Annotated in this window: 15 protein-coding genes; 4 read left to right on the top strand and 11 right to left on the bottom strand. The window is 51.3% G+C overall.

The annotated features are described in order from the left end of the window. Genes DXV75_RS01695 through DXV75_RS01715 form a run of 5 tightly spaced genes read right to left on the bottom strand, consistent with a single transcriptional unit; the run spans window position 1 to window position 6,553 of the window. Window positions 1–1,071, bottom strand: a complete 1,071-nt coding sequence (locus DXV75_RS01695) for a GNAT family N-acetyltransferase (protein ID WP_181898321.1) — start codon at window positions 1,069–1,071, stop codon at window positions 1–3. After that, window positions 1,068–2,090 carry a polysaccharide deacetylase family protein gene (locus DXV75_RS01700; RefSeq protein ID WP_115591490.1) on the bottom strand — a complete coding sequence of 341 codons (1,023 nt, stop codon included), beginning with the start codon at window positions 2,088–2,090 and terminating at the stop codon, window positions 1,068–1,070. The genes DXV75_RS01695 and DXV75_RS01700 overlap by 4 nt, the downstream gene beginning before the upstream one ends. After that, window positions 2,083–3,195, bottom strand: coding sequence for a glycosyltransferase (locus DXV75_RS01705; protein ID WP_115591491.1), 1,113 nt, complete (start codon window positions 3,193–3,195; stop codon window positions 2,083–2,085). The genes DXV75_RS01700 and DXV75_RS01705 overlap by 8 nt, the downstream gene beginning before the upstream one ends. Window positions 3,196–3,200: 5 nt before the next feature. Further along, window positions 3,201–4,166 carry a glycosyltransferase family 2 protein gene (locus DXV75_RS01710; RefSeq protein ID WP_115591492.1) on the bottom strand — a complete coding sequence of 322 codons (966 nt, stop codon included), beginning with the start codon at window positions 4,164–4,166 and terminating at the stop codon, window positions 3,201–3,203. Continuing rightward, on the bottom strand, window positions 4,163–6,553 hold the full coding sequence (locus DXV75_RS01715) for a hypothetical protein (RefSeq protein WP_147291782.1): 2,391 nt from the start codon (window positions 6,551–6,553) through the stop codon (window positions 4,163–4,165). Before DXV75_RS01715 ends, DXV75_RS01710 begins: the two co-directional genes overlap by 4 nt. 64 nt (window positions 6,554–6,617) lie before the next feature. On the opposite strand from DXV75_RS01715, the gene DXV75_RS01720 reads away from it, so the two are divergent. Both DXV75_RS01720 and DXV75_RS01725 read left to right on the top strand, forming a co-directional pair. Further along, complete coding sequence (locus DXV75_RS01720) at window positions 6,618–8,081, top strand: TIGR03087 family PEP-CTERM/XrtA system glycosyltransferase (RefSeq protein ID WP_245953084.1); 1,464 nt, start codon at window positions 6,618–6,620, stop codon at window positions 8,079–8,081. Further along, a complete protein-coding gene (locus DXV75_RS01725; RefSeq protein WP_115591494.1) occupies window positions 8,078–8,692 on the top strand; it encodes an acyltransferase in 615 nt (204 codons plus the stop codon). Before DXV75_RS01720 ends, DXV75_RS01725 begins: the two co-directional genes overlap by 4 nt. On the opposite strand, the gene DXV75_RS01730 is transcribed toward DXV75_RS01725, so the two are convergent. From DXV75_RS01730 to DXV75_RS01755, 6 genes are all read right to left on the bottom strand, one after another. Beyond that, window positions 8,689–9,765 (bottom strand): GNAT family N-acetyltransferase, encoded by a 1,077-nt coding sequence (locus DXV75_RS01730; protein ID WP_115591495.1) that lies wholly within the window; start codon window positions 9,763–9,765, stop codon window positions 8,689–8,691. The genes DXV75_RS01725 and DXV75_RS01730 overlap by 4 nt on opposite strands. 11 nt (window positions 9,766–9,776) lie before the next feature. After that, window positions 9,777–12,287, bottom strand: a complete 2,511-nt coding sequence (locus DXV75_RS01735; RefSeq protein WP_115591496.1) for a tetratricopeptide repeat protein — start codon at window positions 12,285–12,287, stop codon at window positions 9,777–9,779. Window positions 12,288–12,351: 64 nt separating this feature from the next. Beyond that, window positions 12,352–13,563, bottom strand: coding sequence for a hypothetical protein (locus DXV75_RS01740; RefSeq protein ID WP_115591497.1), 1,212 nt, complete (start codon window positions 13,561–13,563; stop codon window positions 12,352–12,354). Between the two features lie 147 nt (window positions 13,564–13,710). Next, window positions 13,711–14,568, bottom strand: a complete 858-nt coding sequence (locus tag DXV75_RS01745; protein ID WP_115591498.1) for a ThiF family adenylyltransferase — start codon at window positions 14,566–14,568, stop codon at window positions 13,711–13,713. 20 nt (window positions 14,569–14,588) lie between these two features. Then, window positions 14,589–15,458 carry a PEP-CTERM/exosortase system-associated acyltransferase gene (locus DXV75_RS01750; protein WP_245953085.1) on the bottom strand — a complete coding sequence of 290 codons (870 nt, stop codon included), beginning with the start codon at window positions 15,456–15,458 and terminating at the stop codon, window positions 14,589–14,591. A gap of 42 nt (window positions 15,459–15,500) precedes the next feature. Next, entirely contained in the window at window positions 15,501–16,247 is a 747-nt protein-coding gene (locus DXV75_RS01755) for a YdcF family protein (protein ID WP_115591499.1), read from the bottom strand. 80 nt (window positions 16,248–16,327) lie between these two features. On the opposite strand from DXV75_RS01755, the gene DXV75_RS01760 reads away from it, so the two are divergent. Both DXV75_RS01760 and DXV75_RS01765 read left to right on the top strand, forming a co-directional pair. Then, the gene (locus tag DXV75_RS01760) at window positions 16,328–17,113 is read left to right on the top strand and encodes a S1 family peptidase (protein WP_115591500.1); all 786 of its coding nucleotides are present in this window, start codon (window positions 16,328–16,330) and stop codon (window positions 17,111–17,113) included. 132 nt (window positions 17,114–17,245) lie between these two features. Continuing rightward, a complete protein-coding gene (locus tag DXV75_RS01765; protein ID WP_115591501.1) occupies window positions 17,246–17,989 on the top strand; it encodes a hypothetical protein in 744 nt (247 codons plus the stop codon). The last annotated feature ends 41 nt before the right edge of the window (window positions 17,990–18,030 follow it).

The following is an 18,030-nucleotide window of genomic DNA, read 5'->3' on the forward strand; positions in this document are numbered from 1 at the left end:
CTACAAACTGATATAAGGCCTGATCAATGCGCCGGCTTTTATGGTAAAGCCTAAGGGTAATTTGCGCCATGTATTTTCCACCATTGCTCTGAGTGAGCCGCTGCCGCTTTCGCGCCCCGAGTCAGCCAGTGGTTGTGCCTGGTGGTTAAATTTTTTCCACAACAGCAGTTGCGGTTCTGCTCCCCACTGCTTTTTGAACCGGTACGTCCCTTCTTCATAGGTTGAACGGCCAAAATCAAACAGCCTGATGCCGTTATCGGCGCAATGCTCAAGTAACGACCAGTACAACAGCATATTGGGCGCCAGCGGGTTGTATTCACGCAGGGTGGATGCCCAGGGAATGCAGGCGGAACTGCCATTTTTGAGGATCAGTCCGGCGCCGGCTGGGTGTTCGCCCTTGTACACCACGCTGATCAGCGCGTTGTCACCATAATGCCGGATAATTTGCTCAAACCAGGCCTGTTTGTGCACGGGCGAGCCCAGGTCGCGCATATTGCGCGCGTAAACCTGATAAAACGCCTCGATAAACTCGCTTTGGGTACCCAGACTGACGGTAAGGCCATTTTTCTCCGCTTTACGAATCTGGCTGCGTAGCTTGGATTTGAAGGAGGCCAGCAGGGCTTCACTGCTTTCGGGCAGCGTTAACAGCATCCGCACTTTCTGGCCCTGCATGGCGCCGGAGTCCATCGGCGTCTGGGTGACATCGCGGATTTCAACATACTTGCCGGACTGGCGCTGATTGAATTCGATTAGCCCATTTCGCATAGCGGCCAGTATTTCAGGGCTGTCTGCCAGCCCGTAACCTGCATCACAGTAGGGCAGAGCGCAGATTTTTCTGCCTGCGAACGGGATGTTCATCTGTATTGCCGGCAACACACCAACCACCGCATTGGTGGATTTGCTGAGCGCCATCAAACCGGCAATGGGATGGCCGTAAGCCTGATTGACCGCCCGTTGCCACTCGAACCTGTGATAGGGCGTTGCGAGTGGATCTGCAGCTACATAGGCGTTCCACGCTATAGAATCGGTGGGCGTTGCTGGTTTTAAGTAAAAATCAGTCGGATTATTCACGCTGTTTCCGCCTCCCTGAGGTGTTGAGGTGGATGCTCAGAAGACTGGCGCAGCAGTACCGAGGCCTCTGATATGGTGCAAAATCGCACGTTGGCGCGGGTTTGTAAGTAAGCCACCGAAGCAGCAATGCGCTTACAGATGCGTGTGAAGGCATCCTGCACATCCAGCAGGCCAGTGGCACCATCCAACAGGCTGGAACTGTGCAGGTACATATGAATAACCGGGCTTTGGTTCGCCAGGCTGGTGTCGATAAGGGTATTCATGTCCTGCGCGGAGGTAAGTTCCGGGCTTAAATAAAGCTTGCGCAGCAGTCGGGTGTGCCACAGCACCCCCACCAGTTTTGTCCAAGCCAGCGCGGGAGAAGACAACGTATTGTGCAAGCCTGCTGCGCGTGAAAAATGCTTGTGATTGAAACCCGCGGTAACAGGGATTTCCATGATATTACGCTGGCTTCCTTCACTCAGTGCATCTGTTGTGCTGGGCCAGTAGGGGCGGTTTGGCGCACCCTCACAGCTGAAAAACTCGTTGCGGTAAAAAGGATACACACTGGAATCCACCTGGAAGCCCCGAGCGGCCAGAAGTTGCAGGGTCCGGGCGTTGATGCCCCAGCGACCACTGCGAAAAGAGCGCGGGGCGACGCCGATGTTCTGGCTGATGATTTGGGTCAGGCTGTCGAGTTTCTGAATTACCTGTTCTTCGGGCAGGTTGATGACATGGGATTCGACTTCAGTGGTTTCCCCAAAATACGGAGGGTTGCACCATGGATGAAGGTGAGCACCCACTTCTGCTTCGCGGTTTTTGACAAAATCGCCCAGATGGGCCATTCCCTCAGGGTCCTGAGCCACGGCGTAGTCTACAAAATACGTTGGGCGAATACCCAGATTCCGGCAATGATGCTGAAATGCCGGCAACTGCTGTACGTTTTGTACCGAGCAGTTGTCGCGCGGAAAAGCCTCGTTCCACTGCCATTCTTCTTCGGTGTCTACCGTAAGGACAAACAATACGTCGGGTTTAGGCATCAACTTGCTCTTCTGCCAGCTCGCGGAACAATTCGTAATATTCGTTTGCCATACGCTGAGCCGAAAAATGGGTTTCAACAAACGTTCTGGCGTTGGTGGCCAGTTGCGCAGCGTATTTGGGCTGATCCAGCAGACATTCCCAGTCTTTCTGCAATTGCTCCTGGTCATGCAGGGTGGCGAGTAACCCGGATTCTTTGTTGGTGATCAGCTGATCAACGCCTGCAATGTTGTAGGCTGAAACCGGGATCTCCATTGCGCAGGCCTCCATCAGGCAGCGCGGAATGCCTTCCAGGGTGGAGGTCATTACGAACAGGTCAAAATCCCGCAATAAAGCGAGGCGATCATTACGGAACCCCAGAAATTCAATCGCCGCACTGCTGTTAAGTGTGGTGCAGTATTCTTCCAGTGCGGGGCGCGCATCACCGTCGCCAAGCAGCACCAGGCGGATATCCTGACGTTTGCGATAAAGAGTATCAAAGCAGTCCAGAATGGCGTGAATGTTTTTGCGGCTGATCATCTGGCCAACAAAACCAATGGTTTTAACCTGCTCATCGGGTTTGGGCTGTTTGGTCAACCGCACCGCTTCCACTTCGGAGAGATCGACACCATTCTGTATGTAGGCCAGTTTACTGGCAGGGATGTTGAATTTTTTGACGTCTTCCATTAACTGGCGGGACAAAGGCACCACTTTGGCGGCGTACTTCATGGCCAGACAGCCCAGCCAGATAAAGGCACGAAGTTTGATATCTGCGGCGTTTTCAAAACCGTGGGGAGTGACCACACAGGGGATCCCAGCTTTTCTGGCTGCCATGACCCCAATGATGTCCGATTTGTAACCATGGGTATGCAGCACATCGATTTGCCGCTCTTTTATCAGTGCAGCCAGTTTCCCAACGGCACCAACATCAAAGCGGTTTTGCATTGCCAGACGGTGGGTAGTGCCAATGGGGGCAAACTGTTTTACCAGTTCCAGCTCTTCCGTGCCGGGCTCCTGGGTAACGACAAGTTCGCTGGTTACCGAATCCGGTAAATGTTTGGACAGCGCCAGTACCCAGCGTTCCGCACCATAAAAACCAGTTGAACATATAAACTGTAAAACTTTCATGATCCCTACTTATGTGAATTGGTGCCAATGTTTTGCCTGATCCCTGCCACAGTTCCAATTGCCCGGGCAGGGAAATACAACAAATAAAAGCTGATACACTGGGGCCAGCCAACGTCGCCTCTGGCCAGACGGGTTAATCGCAAGGCATAGACAATAACGGGCAAAATCCCACCAACGAATGCCAGTGTAGCGAAGCCGGGCTCAGAAATCACCAGGCAAATAATCGCCAGCAGCCAACAGCTTAATACCGCGATGGGCACGACAAAGCTCGGCCATTCGCGCAATGGGATGCGTCGGCCAGACAAGGATTTAAGATTGGACTGGCCGCGCCAGATCTCTTTCCTGAACATCGGAATGAAGGCTTTGTCTTCACCAAGATGAACGTAGCTGGCCTTTGAGGTATAAAACAGGTTACCGAGCTGATTGACCCTGTCGGTAAAATAGTAATCTTCGCAGGTGAGCAGGTGCTCAGGAAAGCCGCCGACCTTCCAAAAGGTGTCGCGGTGTAAAAACAGGTTACGGCCGGGTAAAAAGGCCACTTCAGTATCCAGTTCTGCGTTACTCAATGCGGTGCGAATTCGCTCCAGTGAGGGCGCATCAGGTCCGTTCACCTGCATGGCGCTGACAAGCACAATATCATCATCCCGGCTGACAACGCCGAGCATGGTTTCGCTCCAGTTTGCAGACAGTGCCACGTCGGCGTCCAGAAACGCCAGATATTCGCCCTGAGCCTGGCGGGCACCCAAATTGCGGGAGTGGGAGATGGTATGGTCCGGCTCATTGAACACTACAGTTAATGCCAGTTGCTGTTTTAGCTGCGCCAGTTCGTCGGAGATTTCGCTGTTCTGGCTCACCACAATGACCTCCATTTTTTCAAGGTCGAAAGCTTGGGCGGCAATACTGTGCAACGTTTGTAGCAGCATTGCTTCGCGGCCTTTGTGGGGGATGACGAAACTGATTAATTTTTTCATGATTTGCCCACCCAGGCCGGAAGTTGTGGAAAGCGCCTGCTCAATTGCCGGCGCTCATGGTGCAGGGAAAAATTCCGGAGGGTGCGGGCCAGCACCTGCCGGAGGGCTGGGCGGTATAGGGCATCATCCTCAGGGTAGCTGTCCTTCAATGGCATTGGAGCAGGGGTATGCTGATAGCCCATCCAAACGTAATTTTGCATCATTAAACACAGTACCCGGGTGGTAGTGGATTCGCCGGATCCACCCAGGCGCTTTTGAACGGTTTCAAGCAAGGTCTTTGCCTTGGCTTCCGCCTTACTGGCTTCTGCTTCGGGCAAATAATGGCTGGCAAAACGTAATACGCAGATCTTCCTCAAATCCTGGCCGCTCCAGGTCTGGTTGGGAAATTCGAGAATGTCCGGCTTGTCGAGATAGGCGTATTCGTTTTCCGACATCCAGCGTGCGTAATGGCACAGGGCGTCGACAGCATAGCGGTAGCTGGAATCATTCCGCTGGTTTTGCTCTTTAATGCTGATAAAGCGGCAAACGGCCTGCAGGAAAACGGTGTAAAACCAGTTGGCTTCGATGTTATCCAACTGGCGCTTTTGAATGTCTTCATCCGGCTGAATGGTGTTGTAAATAATGTGAGCGCATTTGGCAAGGTCACCGGGCTGGCCGAGCAGGGCGTATCTGTCCATTAGTGCCTGGAGATAATTGCCGGTTCCTCTGTCGAGCGGATAGGCGCCGGTCAAAATATTTCTGAGGCCGGGTACATGGCGGTTTTTCAGCCCCATAAGGGTAGCAACCAGGGTTCCGTCCCCTTCGTAGTAACGCTCAATCCAGTCACATATGCTGAGCAGAGCCTGTTTAGAAGTAGCCGATCCAGTCAGATAATAATGCAACAGCAACCCATTGGTGTAGCAATGCTGCCCACCCGGCCCGCCTCCGCCGGCATGGTCGTCATATACGCCCTTTGGCTGATGCTCAGAATAGGTGCGGTGAGTGGCAGTATGGGCCTGCACATAGTGGTCGGTGTGCCAGAACAGGCCACCGGAATATTCAGGTTTGTCCTGGCAGGTATGGTATACGTCTATATCGGCCACATGTCGGGCGAGATCGTTGGCCAGTGTGAACCATTGCCGCTTGCCGGTTAGCAGGTACTGATAAAGCATCCCATACAATGGGTCATACTGATTATTGTAATGGGAAATAAAATACGTCTCGTCAGGCTGCAGGGCTTTCTCGTGGTCGGCGTACAGCTCGCCAAAATGTCGCCAGCCAAATTCGTCAATGTCCAGGCGCTTGGCGAAGAAGCTATGTTCGCCGCTAACACCTTGCTGGATAAGAGCATGCAGGGGGGCTGAGTGCTGTTGCGCATGAAACCAGCATACGGCCTTGGATTGTTCCGTCCACTGTGGGTTGAGTACGATTTTAAGTGGAGTCTGGTATTGACCAGTAAGTGAAAAATCGCGGGTTTTCTGTTCGCCGGGCTGCAATTCGGTTAGCGGAGCTTGCCGTGACCCTAACAGGCTGATTTGCATTTTCTGGCCGTTACCGCTCACAGATGCCGGGAAATTTTGCCAGAACTGGTCAACGCTGAGTACCGGGCTATGCCTGTTGCTGATGAGTGTAACTGCTGGCTGGCAGTGGTCTTTGCACCTTTGTAGCTGGTTGTTGATGTGCCAGCGAAAGCCGCGAAACGGCAGCGAAACCTGGTTACTTTTATCAACATGTGCAGGGCTCTGCCAGTTGTCGTATCCGCTGGAAGCCTGATAGAGGCAATAGTCGGTGTCAGCTTCCAACTTTATCGGTGTTTCGCTTGTGTCCAGCGATATCGCCAGTGCGGGAGCCTCAGCGCTCAGGCTCCATTGCTCGATCAGTATGGAATTAGGGTCGCCCAAATCCCACTTGCCATCAGGATGGGCTGCTGCACTGGGGTTACTCACTGTTACAGTAGCGAACAGGTCGCCGGTGGACAGCATGATGGTAATTTCCGCTTGCAGCAACACGGGTTTGCCACCGGTAATCGCACTGGCCTGCTGAAACAGTTTTACCGCTACCGTGCGATGGCCGTTTTGACGGGTTTCATATTGGCTGGAAATCAGCCTGACTTCGGCCAACCCTGCTTGTGTGGTTAGCTCGCTATCAAGCCGGATGCCAGCTGAAACTTCCAGGCGTAAAAAACTGTTCGGGTCAATGCTGATGCAATCGCCGCTGTCGAGTTTAATTTCCCAACTGCTGTCAGATTGCGTGACCGGGCAGATCAAAGGCGTTAGCTGTGGTTTCGCTTCAGAGATGAAAATTTCTTCTTGGGCGTTGGCACCAACTGATAGGGTGCCTTCGATATCAAGCCATCGTACCGAGCCATCCTGCCACAATCCGGTTACGCTGCAGCAGGCGTCGACCAAAGGGCCTGCGGTTGTGCTGAGTTGGAGTGCATCAGTTGCCTGCCATAAACCCTTGGGGCAGGGTATGCCGGTCCGGAATCGCCCATTTACGGTGTCGCAGGATGACGAATTTACAACTGAAAATACTGGCGTCGTCATGGGGGCTGAATACTTCTTCCGTGAACTGATTACAACCAGGTTACTTTATCTGAGTTTGTGTGAATTGCCAATTGTTGATCCGCGCCGATGCCCGTCCTGCAACGGTGCGAGACTTTTGACCTGGTCTGAAAGTCGTCGTAACATGCTGGCGGGATTCAGAATTTACGCACTAAGAAGTGAAAGTGGTGGCTGTTTGAAAATTTGTGTGTTGGCACAGCGGGTGCCCTATCCGCCAAATAAAGGCGAGAAACTGCGAAGTTACCATCAGATTAGGCGGTTGGTGGAATTGGGCCATCAGGTTGAGGTGTACTCACTTACTGAATCTGCGCAGGATCAGGAGGACGCCCGGGCGCTGGCACAACAGTTGAATGTCAGGGTTGTGACTGAACGTCTTTCAGCAAGGTGGAAACGCTATCTGTGGGCCTTGTTGCATAACCAGCCTTTGAGTGTCGGAGCGTTTTACACTTCGGCAATGCAGAAGCACGTAGCGAGGTTATTGGCGGATTCCAGTGTGGATGTCATGCTGTTAACCGCATCCAGCCTCGGTTTTTATGTGTTTAACGCCACTCCCAATCCGAATTGCGCCAAAGTCCTGCTGGATTTTATGGATGTAGACTCGGATAAATGGCGCCAGTACGCCGAGCGTGCCAACTGGCCGCTGACCTGGGTATATCAACGTGAATCCAGCGGAATACGCTGGCTGGAACAGCGGGCCAACCAATCTTTCGCGGCCACATTTCTGATTGCTCAGGACGAAGTATCATTGTTCCATTCCAAGGTTTCACACGCCAAACCGGTTCAGGTGTTAGGCAACGGCATGGCTTTCGACGACTTTTACCCGCCTGAAAAAGCGCCTGATCACACCAGGCCCCATTTTTTGTTCACCGGTGTCATGGATTACAAACCAAATGTGGATGCGGTTGTGTGGTTCGTTCAGGCGTGCTGGCCGTCGGTGAAGGCGGCTTTGCCTGGCGCTGTATTTACCATTGCCGGAATGAACCCTGGTAATGAAGTTAAGGCGCTGGCACAGGACCCCAGTATTCAGGTCACCGGTTTTGTCGACGATATTCTGCCTTATTTTCACAACGCGACCGTTTTTGTGGCTCCGTTCCGCATTGCCCGGGGTGTGCAGAACAAGGTCTTGCAGGCCGCGGCCTGCGGTGTGCCCATTGTGACAACTTCAATGGGCGCAGAAGGAATTGGGTTCGCCCATTCAGACTGTATGACCATTGTGGACGATGCTGACGGGTTTGCCGAGGCCTGCATTAAAAGCTGCGAGAACCGCACCCAGTCACTTGAAATGGCACAGTGTGCATTACAACAACTGACAGAGACTTACAGCTGGGAACAGCAGTTGCGACCATTGGAAGAGGCGTTGGCTGAGCTATGAAAAACGGCTTGAAACAGATTTTGTTTACCCTTTGTGCGGTTGCAACGGCACCTTTGTGGCTTTCCTTTCGGCTGTTGGCGCTGGTTGTAAACAAAGACTCGCTGCTGGCTGGTTTCAGCCAGTTGCTTTCGCTGTTGCCCGGAAAATGCGGCACCTATCTGCGGGCCGGATTTTACCGTTTTACGCTGACCCACTGTGCACCGAATGCGGTGATTTCCTTTCTTACCCTGTTTTCACAGCAGGACACAGAGATTGCCGAAGGCTGTTATATCGGCCCACAATGCAATATTGGCAAATGCTCGATTGGACGCAACACCCTGGTAGGCAGTGGCGTGCACATTATGAGCGGAAAAGGGCAGCATAACTTTGATGATCCGGATACCCCTATCAAAGATCAGGGCGGTGTTTTCAGCAAGATTTCCATTGGTGAAAATTGTTGGCTGGGCAATGGCGCGCTGGTCATGGCAAACGTTGGTGCCGGCAGCGTGGTGGCGGCGGGGGCGGTAGTGGTTAACGACGTGCCGGAGGGTGCCATAGTGGGTGGAAATCCGGCCAAAGTTATTAAAATGCGAGGCGAAACAAAAACGTCACAAGCCAGCGTGAAGCGTTAGCCTGATATTAGCCGTTTCAATTTCACAAGGGCCTGAAGCAGCTTACCACGCCAGTTTGGGGCGTATATGGTAACACTGTGCATGCTGTAGTGAGCTGTAGCCAGTGAGCGTTTGTACTGGCTGTCTCCGGCCAGAAAGTCGTAGTTTTCAAACCCCTGGCGGGCGTAGTGTTCCATTATCGCACAATGCAGGACGTAACCGGGTTTGATGTGTCTGGTGGCTATAGCGTAGTTTATCCCACAGCAATAGAAATACACCTGGCTGCCCATCAGCAGATTGTAGCTGAAGCCAATTGTGACTTCGCCGGCTGCAACCCGAACTACATCCGTCAGTTCAGGGGCGGAATGCAGTAACCCTTTATGATGCCTGATAAAATGGGGGTTCGAGAATCCGCTGCCTTCCGCTGTGGCCTGCCATCTGGCCCGGTGCCAGTGGCCCAATTCGTTCAGCCAGGCCAGTTTTTCCTCTGAAGACTTTGCTGCTGAGACGTGGATGGTGCCAAAGGCCATCTCCAGTTCTTTAAACGCTTTGCGAACCCGGGGGCGGGTATTGCGGGAAAGTGTCGCAATGATGTCGCCATTGGCGGGCAGTCGGGCGATTCGCGCCTGCACAGTCTGGTGCTCATGCAGCCCTGTGGGGAGGGTAGCCAGCCATTCGGAATAACAATCTGTCATTGATACCTGAAGTTCAGCGACGTATAAGTGCTGGAATATCAGCTCCATCAGAGCCTGAAAACAGCCCTTCTGGTATTCTTCGGCACACTGAATGCGGTTATGTTCAATCCAAACCTGATCGCAGGGAATGTTACCGGCCTGATTAAGGTGTGCGCGGGCAAGAGGCAGCCAGCCCGGCCCCCGGCGTTTAACTGAAAACAATGCCACGCCAACCAGTGTCTGATTTTGAAAAAAGCGCACCATATCAACGCAGTGATCAAGCGAATTCAGCCAGCATTCAAACCAGTGCCGGGTAAGAAAAGGGGAAGGTGGCGCGTAGCGTTCAGATAACTCAGCCATCGCCTGAGAGTAATCCTCAGGAGCGATGGCTGGAGCATAATGAGCGGAGATGGAGCTCATTTCGTTATGAGTTACCCTTGCTTGGCTGACAGTTCGTCAATCATGGACTTGGTGTCCATGATATTGGCGTTGTCTGGCGCCAGTTTCAGAGCCTGTTCAATGTAAACCCGCGCCTGTTCCAGTTCACCTTTGTTGGCCAGCAGGTAGGCATAGTTGTTCAGTGAAACCGGATTTCTGGCCATAAGGGATTGATCCACACTGGCATACAGGCTCATGGCGGATTCAGGCTCTGTTCCGGTGACCAGCGTGGCCAGCATCATTTTCACCGTATCATCACTGGGGTTAGCTTCCACATGACTTTTCGCGAGGTTGATGGCTGCCCTGGGCTGAGAGCTTTTGAGCAGGCTGTCGATGCTGTTAACCGCATATCGCGTGGTTGGGTTAAGCCGATAGGCCTGGATGTAATGGCTGGCAGCCGCCTTATAGTCTCCGGAGGAAGCAGCGATGGCACCCTGCAGACCGGTAACGGCATCCGGATGGGCTTCGCCGTCTATCAGGCTGAGCAAGCGTTGTGCTTCGTTAATGTTTTTGTTCTGCAAAGCGCTTAAAACCAGGGTTTCCTTTTGCTGTAAGGAGTACGAGGCTTCCGGTACGCCTGCAAACAGGTTGGTCAGTTTTTCACTGTCGCCAGAGCCTTTGTAGTAGCGTTCGAGCATCTTAAACGCACTACCGGAGACTGGTTCACTGCCAATCAGGCGCAATGCGGTAGTTTCGAAGCGGTCAACTTCGCCTGTTGCAACCAGGGCATGCAGGTACTCGCCCTTTTGTTGTTCGGGAAGCTTGAGCAGAACTGCCTGCCCATCAACGAAACCTACCAGTTCCTTGTGCATTTCCTGTTGTGACAGGTAACTTACCAGCCCGGCGCTGTGCTCAGGGCTGAATGTGTTTTCATTCAGTATTTGCGATGCACCGAGTTCAAATTTATTCTGAAGGATCAACTGGCCAACCAGCATGGTAAGCAGATCTTCTTTGCCCTGAAGCGCCTTTTTCGCCTGCTCAATGTCAGCTTGTGATTCGGACGCGTTTACCAGCAGAGTAATGGACAATGGGTTGGCATTATTGTGTTTCAGTGCTTCCAGCCCCAGTTGGCGGGCTTCGGCATTACTGCCTTTGCCGATGGCGCTGAGCATTCTGAGGTTGCTCTTGAAAGCCGGTGAAGACAGCGTGGCACCTTTAATGACTTCGTCTGCTTTGTCAAATTGCTTTGCCTGCAGCAGTGACTGGATGTAAAGCACCGCGATTTGCGGGTTTTCTGAATCAGCCTGATAGGCTCTTTCAAGGGAATCAAGCGCACTGGACTGGTTGTTCTCCAGTTTTGCCAATATTCCCTGGGATAGGTGGGTGTACGCAGAGGAGGGGTTGGACAACGCCAACTCTTTTAAAAACTGCCCGGAAAGCTCGGTTTCGCCGCTGGTAGCAAATTTGACCGAGGTAGCGCTCAGAATTTCTTCATCAGACAGTTTTTCACTGCTCTGAAATACCTGCTGAGTCATCTTCTCAAGCAGTGCAGTGTCTTTAAGTTTGGCTGCCAGCGCCAATAGCAGATTGTTACCTGCTTCATTGCGTGACAGTTTGCCCACCAAAGGCTGCAGACTTTGCAGTGCAGATTCATAGTTGCCTAAACGAAAAGAAGCGGCAGCGGACAATACCCGTGCTGACTCACCCAGTCGGGGGTCGTTCACTACGTACTGGGAATATTCACTAACCTGTTCCAACTGCTGATTCTGGTAGTGGAATACTGCTTTGGCGTAATTTGCCAGCGGGTGTGTTTTGTATACTCCCAGTATTTCGGAGGCATACTTTTCAGCTTTTTCCAGATTGTTTGACAGTAAAGCAGAACGGGTCAGCAATACCAGCGAGCGGTTGTCTCTTGGACGCAGCAGCCGGTATGACTCGTAAGCGTCGTATGCCGCGGGAAAATTGCCCTGGCGCTCTGTAAGCATGGCATTTAGAAGATGGGCATCCGCATTGTTTTTATCCAGCGCGATGGCCTGGCTGGCCAACCTCTGCGCCCGTTGAACGTCATTTTGTGCTACGGCATTGAACGCTAAACCTAAGGCGGCGTAGCTGCTGTTCAAATCTGAAAGAGTGGAGGCAAGTTTGTCGGCCTTCTCGGCCCGGTCAAGGTTCAGGGCTGCGTTAATGGCAAACGCGGCGGCCTGATCAGTAAGCGGCCCATGAGTTTGGTCCAGCAGTTCAAGTGCTGAATTGAATTCTTCCAGCAACGTTGCCGTTATTAGCATACCTTCAAGCGCTGACTGGCTTTTTGCAACCGCATAGACATCATCAAAGTTTTTGCGTGCGGAGGCGAAACTACCAATACGGAGCTCAGCCTGAGCCAGCAAAAGCCGCGCTTCAATATTATCGGGTTGTTCTGCAAGAACGTTTTTGGCAAGGATAATGGATTCGGAGGGAGCATCTATCAGCTTTTGTTGGGCCGATGACAGTTTTTCTTCGTTGCTCTGGCCACCACAGGCGACAAGGCAGGAGGTTAACAACAGGGTACTGCAAATTCGATACATGACTACAACCTAAAAAAAAGGAGCCGACTTCGGCTCCTAACTTAACAAATGTGCTGGTAAAAGACTATGCAAATCTGCGTCTTAGACCCAGAGCCAGCAGAGCCAGACCAGACAGCAGCAGAGAACCCGGAGAGCTGGCTTCGATGGAAGCACTGGCGTCGGTTTCGGTTTGGCGTGCCAGCAGGTCGAACTCACAGCTTGCGTTCGGGCCGGCACAGCCTGCGGCGTCACGGATCAGTTGCTTCAGTTCGTCCCATTTGTCGTCAGCGGCAGATGGGTCACCAATCAGGCCTGAGCAGCCACCGAATGGGATGTCAGTATCAGGCAGTGAACAACCAGCGCCGTTGGCTTCTGCAGTGATGTCCCAAGCGTTGTAATCGTCTTTGGTGTAGTAGTACAGCTGACCTGCATCACCGTTACCTGCCAGGTTGGTGTCACCAACAGTTACGCTCTGCAATGATCCAGGGACTTCGCTGTAGCTGCCAACACTTTGGTCGATGTTGGTATCAACGCGAATGGTTGGGTTAGTTGCGTCAGGGTCAGCAACCAGGTCTGCAAAAGAGTTACCGTACTGGTCATACAGCAGGTCTTCCGCTGCCTGGATGGTTTCGCCCAGAATGTTCAGAGTGAACAAACCGCCGCTGGTTTCGCTGTCCAGGCCGCTAACATCAAATGACCCAGCCAGAGCCAGGCGGTTACCCATATCGTCGGTCAAAAACAGGTTGAAAAGACCATCAGTGATATTGGCGTAAAGAATTTCGTCAGAGTCACCGTCGATGATGCCATCGTTGCTCATCGCTTCTGCGATTGTGGCACACACAGGGGCTGTGAAGATGTCGGTAACAGTACAGCCCATAGTCGCTGTGTTTACTGCAACAACGTAATCTTCAACTGACAAACCAACGTTTGCAGCCATGGTTGCAAGTGCAACTTCTGATTGAGTAGTTGCTACTGCAGTACCAACCAACAGGTAATCGGCAACCAAAGAGTAGCTGCCAGAGAACGTTGAACCACCAATCTGAGTATTGTTCAGATAGTAGGCTCCCAGATTAACGTTGTTGCCGAAGTCGAAAACGAATTCGCCGTTGTTAACAAAGCCGTCCTGGGTGGAGTCAACGTAGTACGATGACGGGTACATTTGCAGGAAGTCCAACTCATCAAACACGATTGCGTCAGAAAGGTCGCCATCCATAGTTGGGTCAAGTGTAATTGGGCTTGCCATAGCGCCGGCAGACAGTGCAGAGCTCAAAGCAAGTGTAAGCAGTAACTTCTTCATTTCTATTCTCCATGAAACAAAATTGGGCAATTCGCAATCAGTAAAGCAGGTATCTTGCCAACTTTTAAAACTCATTTAATTTCAATGGTTTATCTAAGCTTGCTCGATTGACATGGATCCGGTCTGTAAAAAAGTCTGACAACATCTTCAGTCTTTGAGAACGATAGATTTGGCTATCCGGTACTTGAGCTTTTGCAGTGGCCCACGGTTGCCGAACGGCAGATACGAGCGTTTGAATTTATTTCGGTAGGCATCGAAATGAAGGCCGTGGGGCGCCGCTGGCACTTTGCCGCGCTTCAACAGAATTTTGAGAGCGTTTGTGGCGGTTACACCGGCGCAAAGTTTCACTGCCATTGGGGTGGACGGGCCTCGGTGCTCCCGGAAATTGGCGGCTGTTGGGTCAACCAGATAAGGGCGCTGAAGCATAAATGGCGACAGCCCGACCAGAAATTTGATGCATTTTTCTTCCAGCGAGGAAACTTCGCTCATGTCGAAGTAATCATTAAACGACATCTTGCCCGGCATAAAGGTAAGCAGAGACACACCCATTCCGAGTGGGGCTGCGGTGAGTGCGGGAATGCCTTTTTCATGGCAGCGGGTAAATACCCGTTCGCGGATATCAATAGTAAAAAAATCCAGACCATCAATGAACAGGTCAGCGTTGCGCAAAAAGTCATCCAGGTTGTCGGCATGGATACCCAGTGGAAACTCACTTATTTCGCATTCGGGATTAATGTCACGCAGAGTGCGGGCCAGTACCGAGTTTTTGGGCTGCTCCACCGTAGACATGAAAGCGCCGGCCTGGCGGTTCATATTGTGAACTTCAAATTCGTCAAAGTCGGCAATGGCAAAGCGACTGATCCCCAATCGTGCCAGAGTGACCGCATGCTCAAAACCCACACCTCCGGCACCGGCGATGGCTACCTTTTTGTTTCTGAGGATCTGCTGCTCTTTGGCGGTCAACCAGCCAATGTTGCGGGAAAATGCATCTTCGTAATTGAACATAACGGTGATTTGGTACTGCTCTATTGGTTGCGGGCCGACAATTCTATCGACTTTTGAATGTGCTCCAGCATGACTCTGAATCCGGGTGTCAGGCTTTTATACAGTAATTTCTGGTTAATGTAATAGGGCGCACGCTTGCCATGATAGTCCACTACCGGACCTATTTGTTCAAACCGGATCCCGACAAACCCCATGCTTCGTGCCAGTCTGGGTTCCATCATGACGTATGCATGCTTGATGTTTTCATGCATGGCCAGTGCTGCAGCTGAGAAGTAAAGCCCTACGGCGATAAACGGGAAACAGCGCAATTCGGTTTCAGAGTAGGTGCTATAGTTTATCGCCCCGGTTGCGGCACCGGCAAACCGGTCCATCTGACGTCGGCGGAACACATTCGGTACCGCCAGACGTGAGACTTCACAAATATCCTGGCGGGCAAAATTGGTTGGATTTAAAGACGCATTAGTAATTGAATCGAGACAGTATTTTTCAATTGGAAGCTTGTCATCGCTTTTTTGTGGCGTAACGATGCGTACGGTGCCCGCGTACTGTTGGGTATTGAGATGTTCTATCAGGCAATATTTGGCGTAACGATCGAATTCGTCGGTTTCTTCTCCGTTTTCCCTGATGGGTTCAAAGCCCAATTCATTGCAGTAGACATTGTGCCGGATCTGAAAGACCTGACTTTTCAGGTCCTCATTGCTGGCAATCAGCGGCTGCAAATAGCGGGAGAAATGGCTGCAAATGTCGTTGGCTTCTTTCAGTTGCCTGTAGCCATCCAACAATTTTCCGAGTTTTGAGCGCTTACCAATTAGCCGGGTTAACTGATCAAGCCAGCGGTTGTCATTTGCATCCTGCAACATTCCTGTGGCGTTTGAGGGTACTGCTTTCATTGTCCTTGGTGTGTCCTGACGTTTAACCAATCGCTGGCATAGTTAGCTAAGCACGATAGCCTTGAGTATAGCCACATATTCATAAAGGGCGCTACGGCTACTTTCTAGTGCATCAATTGAAGGTAATGATATATAAGGTTTTAGTTTACCACTACTGTGAAAATCCACCGGATAGAAGTAATACTCCCTGACCTCCTTCACCATCATCATTTTAAGCCGGGTTGCATGGGTTGCTGAGGAAACCACCATAACGGATTTGTTTTTGATGAGGGGGCCGATGGCATCGATTTCAGTTTGGGTGGTGGTGCCCTTACCTACCGTTTTAATTTTATTTTCGTTCATCCCCAGCTCAAGTAAAAATGTTTCAGCCTGGTGTGCGTAGGAAACGTCACGGTCTGCAAGAAAATGCCCCCCGGTTACGATAACGGGGACGTCATGGCGGCGGGCAAGTATTGATGCCTGAACCAGTCTTTGTAAGGAGCATTCGCTCCAGCGGGAAATAGTGCTGACATCACCCTCGGTATTAAAGTAACAGCCTGGGGTAAAAATAAGCTCGGGTTTGATGTTATCCGCTTTATTCAGAGTTGGCATATGTTCCAGCGGGTATAGCAGAACATCACTTACATAACGCTGTGAGAATATCAGCACAATAACCGAAGCGGCCAGCCAGCACCGTTTTGCTGCACGAGTTCGCTCTGTGCGTTGTGCAATAAATCCGGCGGCAGTGAGAAACACAGCGACATTGAACGGGGAGATAAAAAATACCGCCAGAGCTTTTAGAAAATCCACCTGAAAACCATTCCTTTTCGAGTTTACGTGCTACTATGGAGCCGATAAGGAGCGTTCAAGCTAACAGAACAAGGTGAAATATGAAAGTTGTAAGTACCCGAATTTCTGCCACATTTAACTTATACTTCGCGTTTTTTACCTGCTTTTTAGCGTCATTTCCCTCACAGGCCGGCATGGTTGATACGGTTGAGAAGGTCACTGAGAGTGTCGTTGCTATCGGTTTTCACTCGCCCCTGGATCACAGTGCGCCAAAGGTTCTCGGTACCGGATTTGTAGTCGGAGACGGTACCTGGGTTGCCACAAATTATCATGTTGTTGATCAGTTGCTGGATCCACAAGTCGTGCAGTATTACGTTGTACTTACTGGTACAGGAGATCATGTTTTACAGCACCCTGTGGAAATAAGTGAAATAGATCCTGTACACGACTTGGCCCTGCTAAAACTGCCCATCAAACTGTCACCGCTCAGGCTGGTAGACGATGAAATGCTCAAACCCGGAAGTGACATCGCTTTTACCGGCTTTCCGCTGGGCTCGGTTCTTGGCCTGTATCCAGCGACTCATAAAGGTATGGTTGCCGCTGTTACCCCGGATGCCATACCGGTTTACAATACTGATCAACTTACTGCAACTATGATGAAGCGGTTAGGGCAATCGCAACGAATCTACCAGTTGGATGCCACAGCCTATCCGGGAAATTCAGGTAGCCCGGTGTATTTACCTTCAAGTGGCGAAGTGATTGGGGTTATGAACAAAGTCATCGTTCGTGACGCAAAAGAGAGTGCACTATCCAGCCCCAGCGGGATTAGTTATGCCGTACCCGTGAAGCATTTACGGGCACTAATGAATAAAGCAAACGCCGGGTAGGGTGTCAGCTTTTTTAACATTCCTAAATTCCGGACAGTATGGTTTTTTATATATTCGATTAAAATCAATAACTTGAATTTGAGGCCTGATTATTGCTAAGTTAAGGGCAGCATATAGTTCATAGGGTGTATCATGAGCCAGTCAAAGTTTGAAAATGGACGTCGATCGTTTGTCAAAAAGGTAGCTGTTGGGACAGTTGTTTCCAGCCTGCCCGCTCAATCCGTTTGGGGCGCATGCAATGCGTCGGGGATTTCCGGTGGATCCCGGGTTATTTCGTTAACCTGTTCCCTGCCGGATATTTGTGGTGGCTGGTCTCCTGGCTCCTGGCAGAAATTTGTAAATGGATCTGGGGGAAGGGATACGAACGGCGGATTGCAAAGCGATAAGCTGACCAAGCTGTTCACGGTTCCGTGGCCGGCCAACGACTGCGTTTATGATCATTATTATGATCAATTGCAGGCGTTTTTCGCTGCGACAACACTTACACTGGGCGATGGAGGAATCATCCCCAAACTGCAATTCAATATTGCGGAAGTTTTCAGTAAGGACGATACCGGCAATTCCAAGATGGATTTGTCTGCACTTTATCTGAACTGCTATTTCGGCCTGGCAACCTGGGATACATTGTTGTATCCAACGCTGGATGAACTGATGAACGCGGTTTGGGCGGGCATGTGTGTGAATATGGGCACCCGCAGCAGTGATGGTTCTTACGGGTACCCAACCGGCTCGTTTGAAGGGTTAACCATGGAAAGCTACCTGACCGGTACTTACAAGTATGAAAGCTCACCTAAAGGTTCACTCACAGAACTGGCAAGCGCGCCGTTAAGTTGTCAGCCATCATCGGGCAGTGCCAACCCGAACCAGACACGGTAATTAAACGTTGCGCCAACGTGCGTCTTTGTTAGATTATTCGT

Origin of the sequence: Alteromonas aestuariivivens, from assembly GCF_003367475.1 — a bacterium.
GTDB lineage: Bacteria > Pseudomonadota > Gammaproteobacteria > Enterobacterales > Alteromonadaceae > Alteromonas > Alteromonas aestuariivivens.

What these genes read in the sequence shown, in the direction of transcription:
- DXV75_RS01730 (WP_115591495.1), bottom strand. Translation starts at nt 9,765, where the DNA reads ATGAGCTCCATCTCCGCTCATTATGCTCCAGCCATCGCTCCTGAGGAT.
- DXV75_RS01710 (WP_115591492.1), bottom strand. Translation starts at nt 4,166, where the DNA reads ATGAAAAAATTAATCAGTTTCGTCATCCCCCACAAAGGCCGCGAAGCA.
- DXV75_RS01760 (WP_115591500.1), top strand. Translation starts at nt 16,328, where the DNA reads ATGAAAGTTGTAAGTACCCGAATTTCTGCCACATTTAACTTATACTTC.
- DXV75_RS01700 (WP_115591490.1), bottom strand. Translation starts at nt 2,090, where the DNA reads ATGCCTAAACCCGACGTATTGTTTGTCCTTACGGTAGACACCGAAGAA.
- DXV75_RS01750 (WP_245953085.1), bottom strand. Translation starts at nt 15,458, where the DNA reads ATGAAAGCAGTACCCTCAAACGCCACAGGAATGTTGCAGGATGCAAAT.
- DXV75_RS01720 (WP_245953084.1), top strand. Translation starts at nt 6,618, where the DNA reads ATGCCGGTCCGGAATCGCCCATTTACGGTGTCGCAGGATGACGAATTT.
- DXV75_RS01765 (WP_115591501.1), top strand. Translation starts at nt 17,246, where the DNA reads ATGAGCCAGTCAAAGTTTGAAAATGGACGTCGATCGTTTGTCAAAAAG.
- DXV75_RS01745 (WP_115591498.1), bottom strand. Translation starts at nt 14,568, where the DNA reads ATGTTCAATTACGAAGATGCATTTTCCCGCAACATTGGCTGGTTGACC.
- DXV75_RS01705 (WP_115591491.1), bottom strand. Translation starts at nt 3,195, where the DNA reads ATGAAAGTTTTACAGTTTATATGTTCAACTGGTTTTTATGGTGCGGAA.
- DXV75_RS01740 (WP_115591497.1), bottom strand. Translation starts at nt 13,563, where the DNA reads ATGAAGAAGTTACTGCTTACACTTGCTTTGAGCTCTGCACTGTCTGCC.
- DXV75_RS01725 (WP_115591494.1), top strand. Translation starts at nt 8,078, where the DNA reads ATGAAAAACGGCTTGAAACAGATTTTGTTTACCCTTTGTGCGGTTGCA.
- DXV75_RS01735 (WP_115591496.1), bottom strand. Translation starts at nt 12,287, where the DNA reads ATGTATCGAATTTGCAGTACCCTGTTGTTAACCTCCTGCCTTGTCGCC.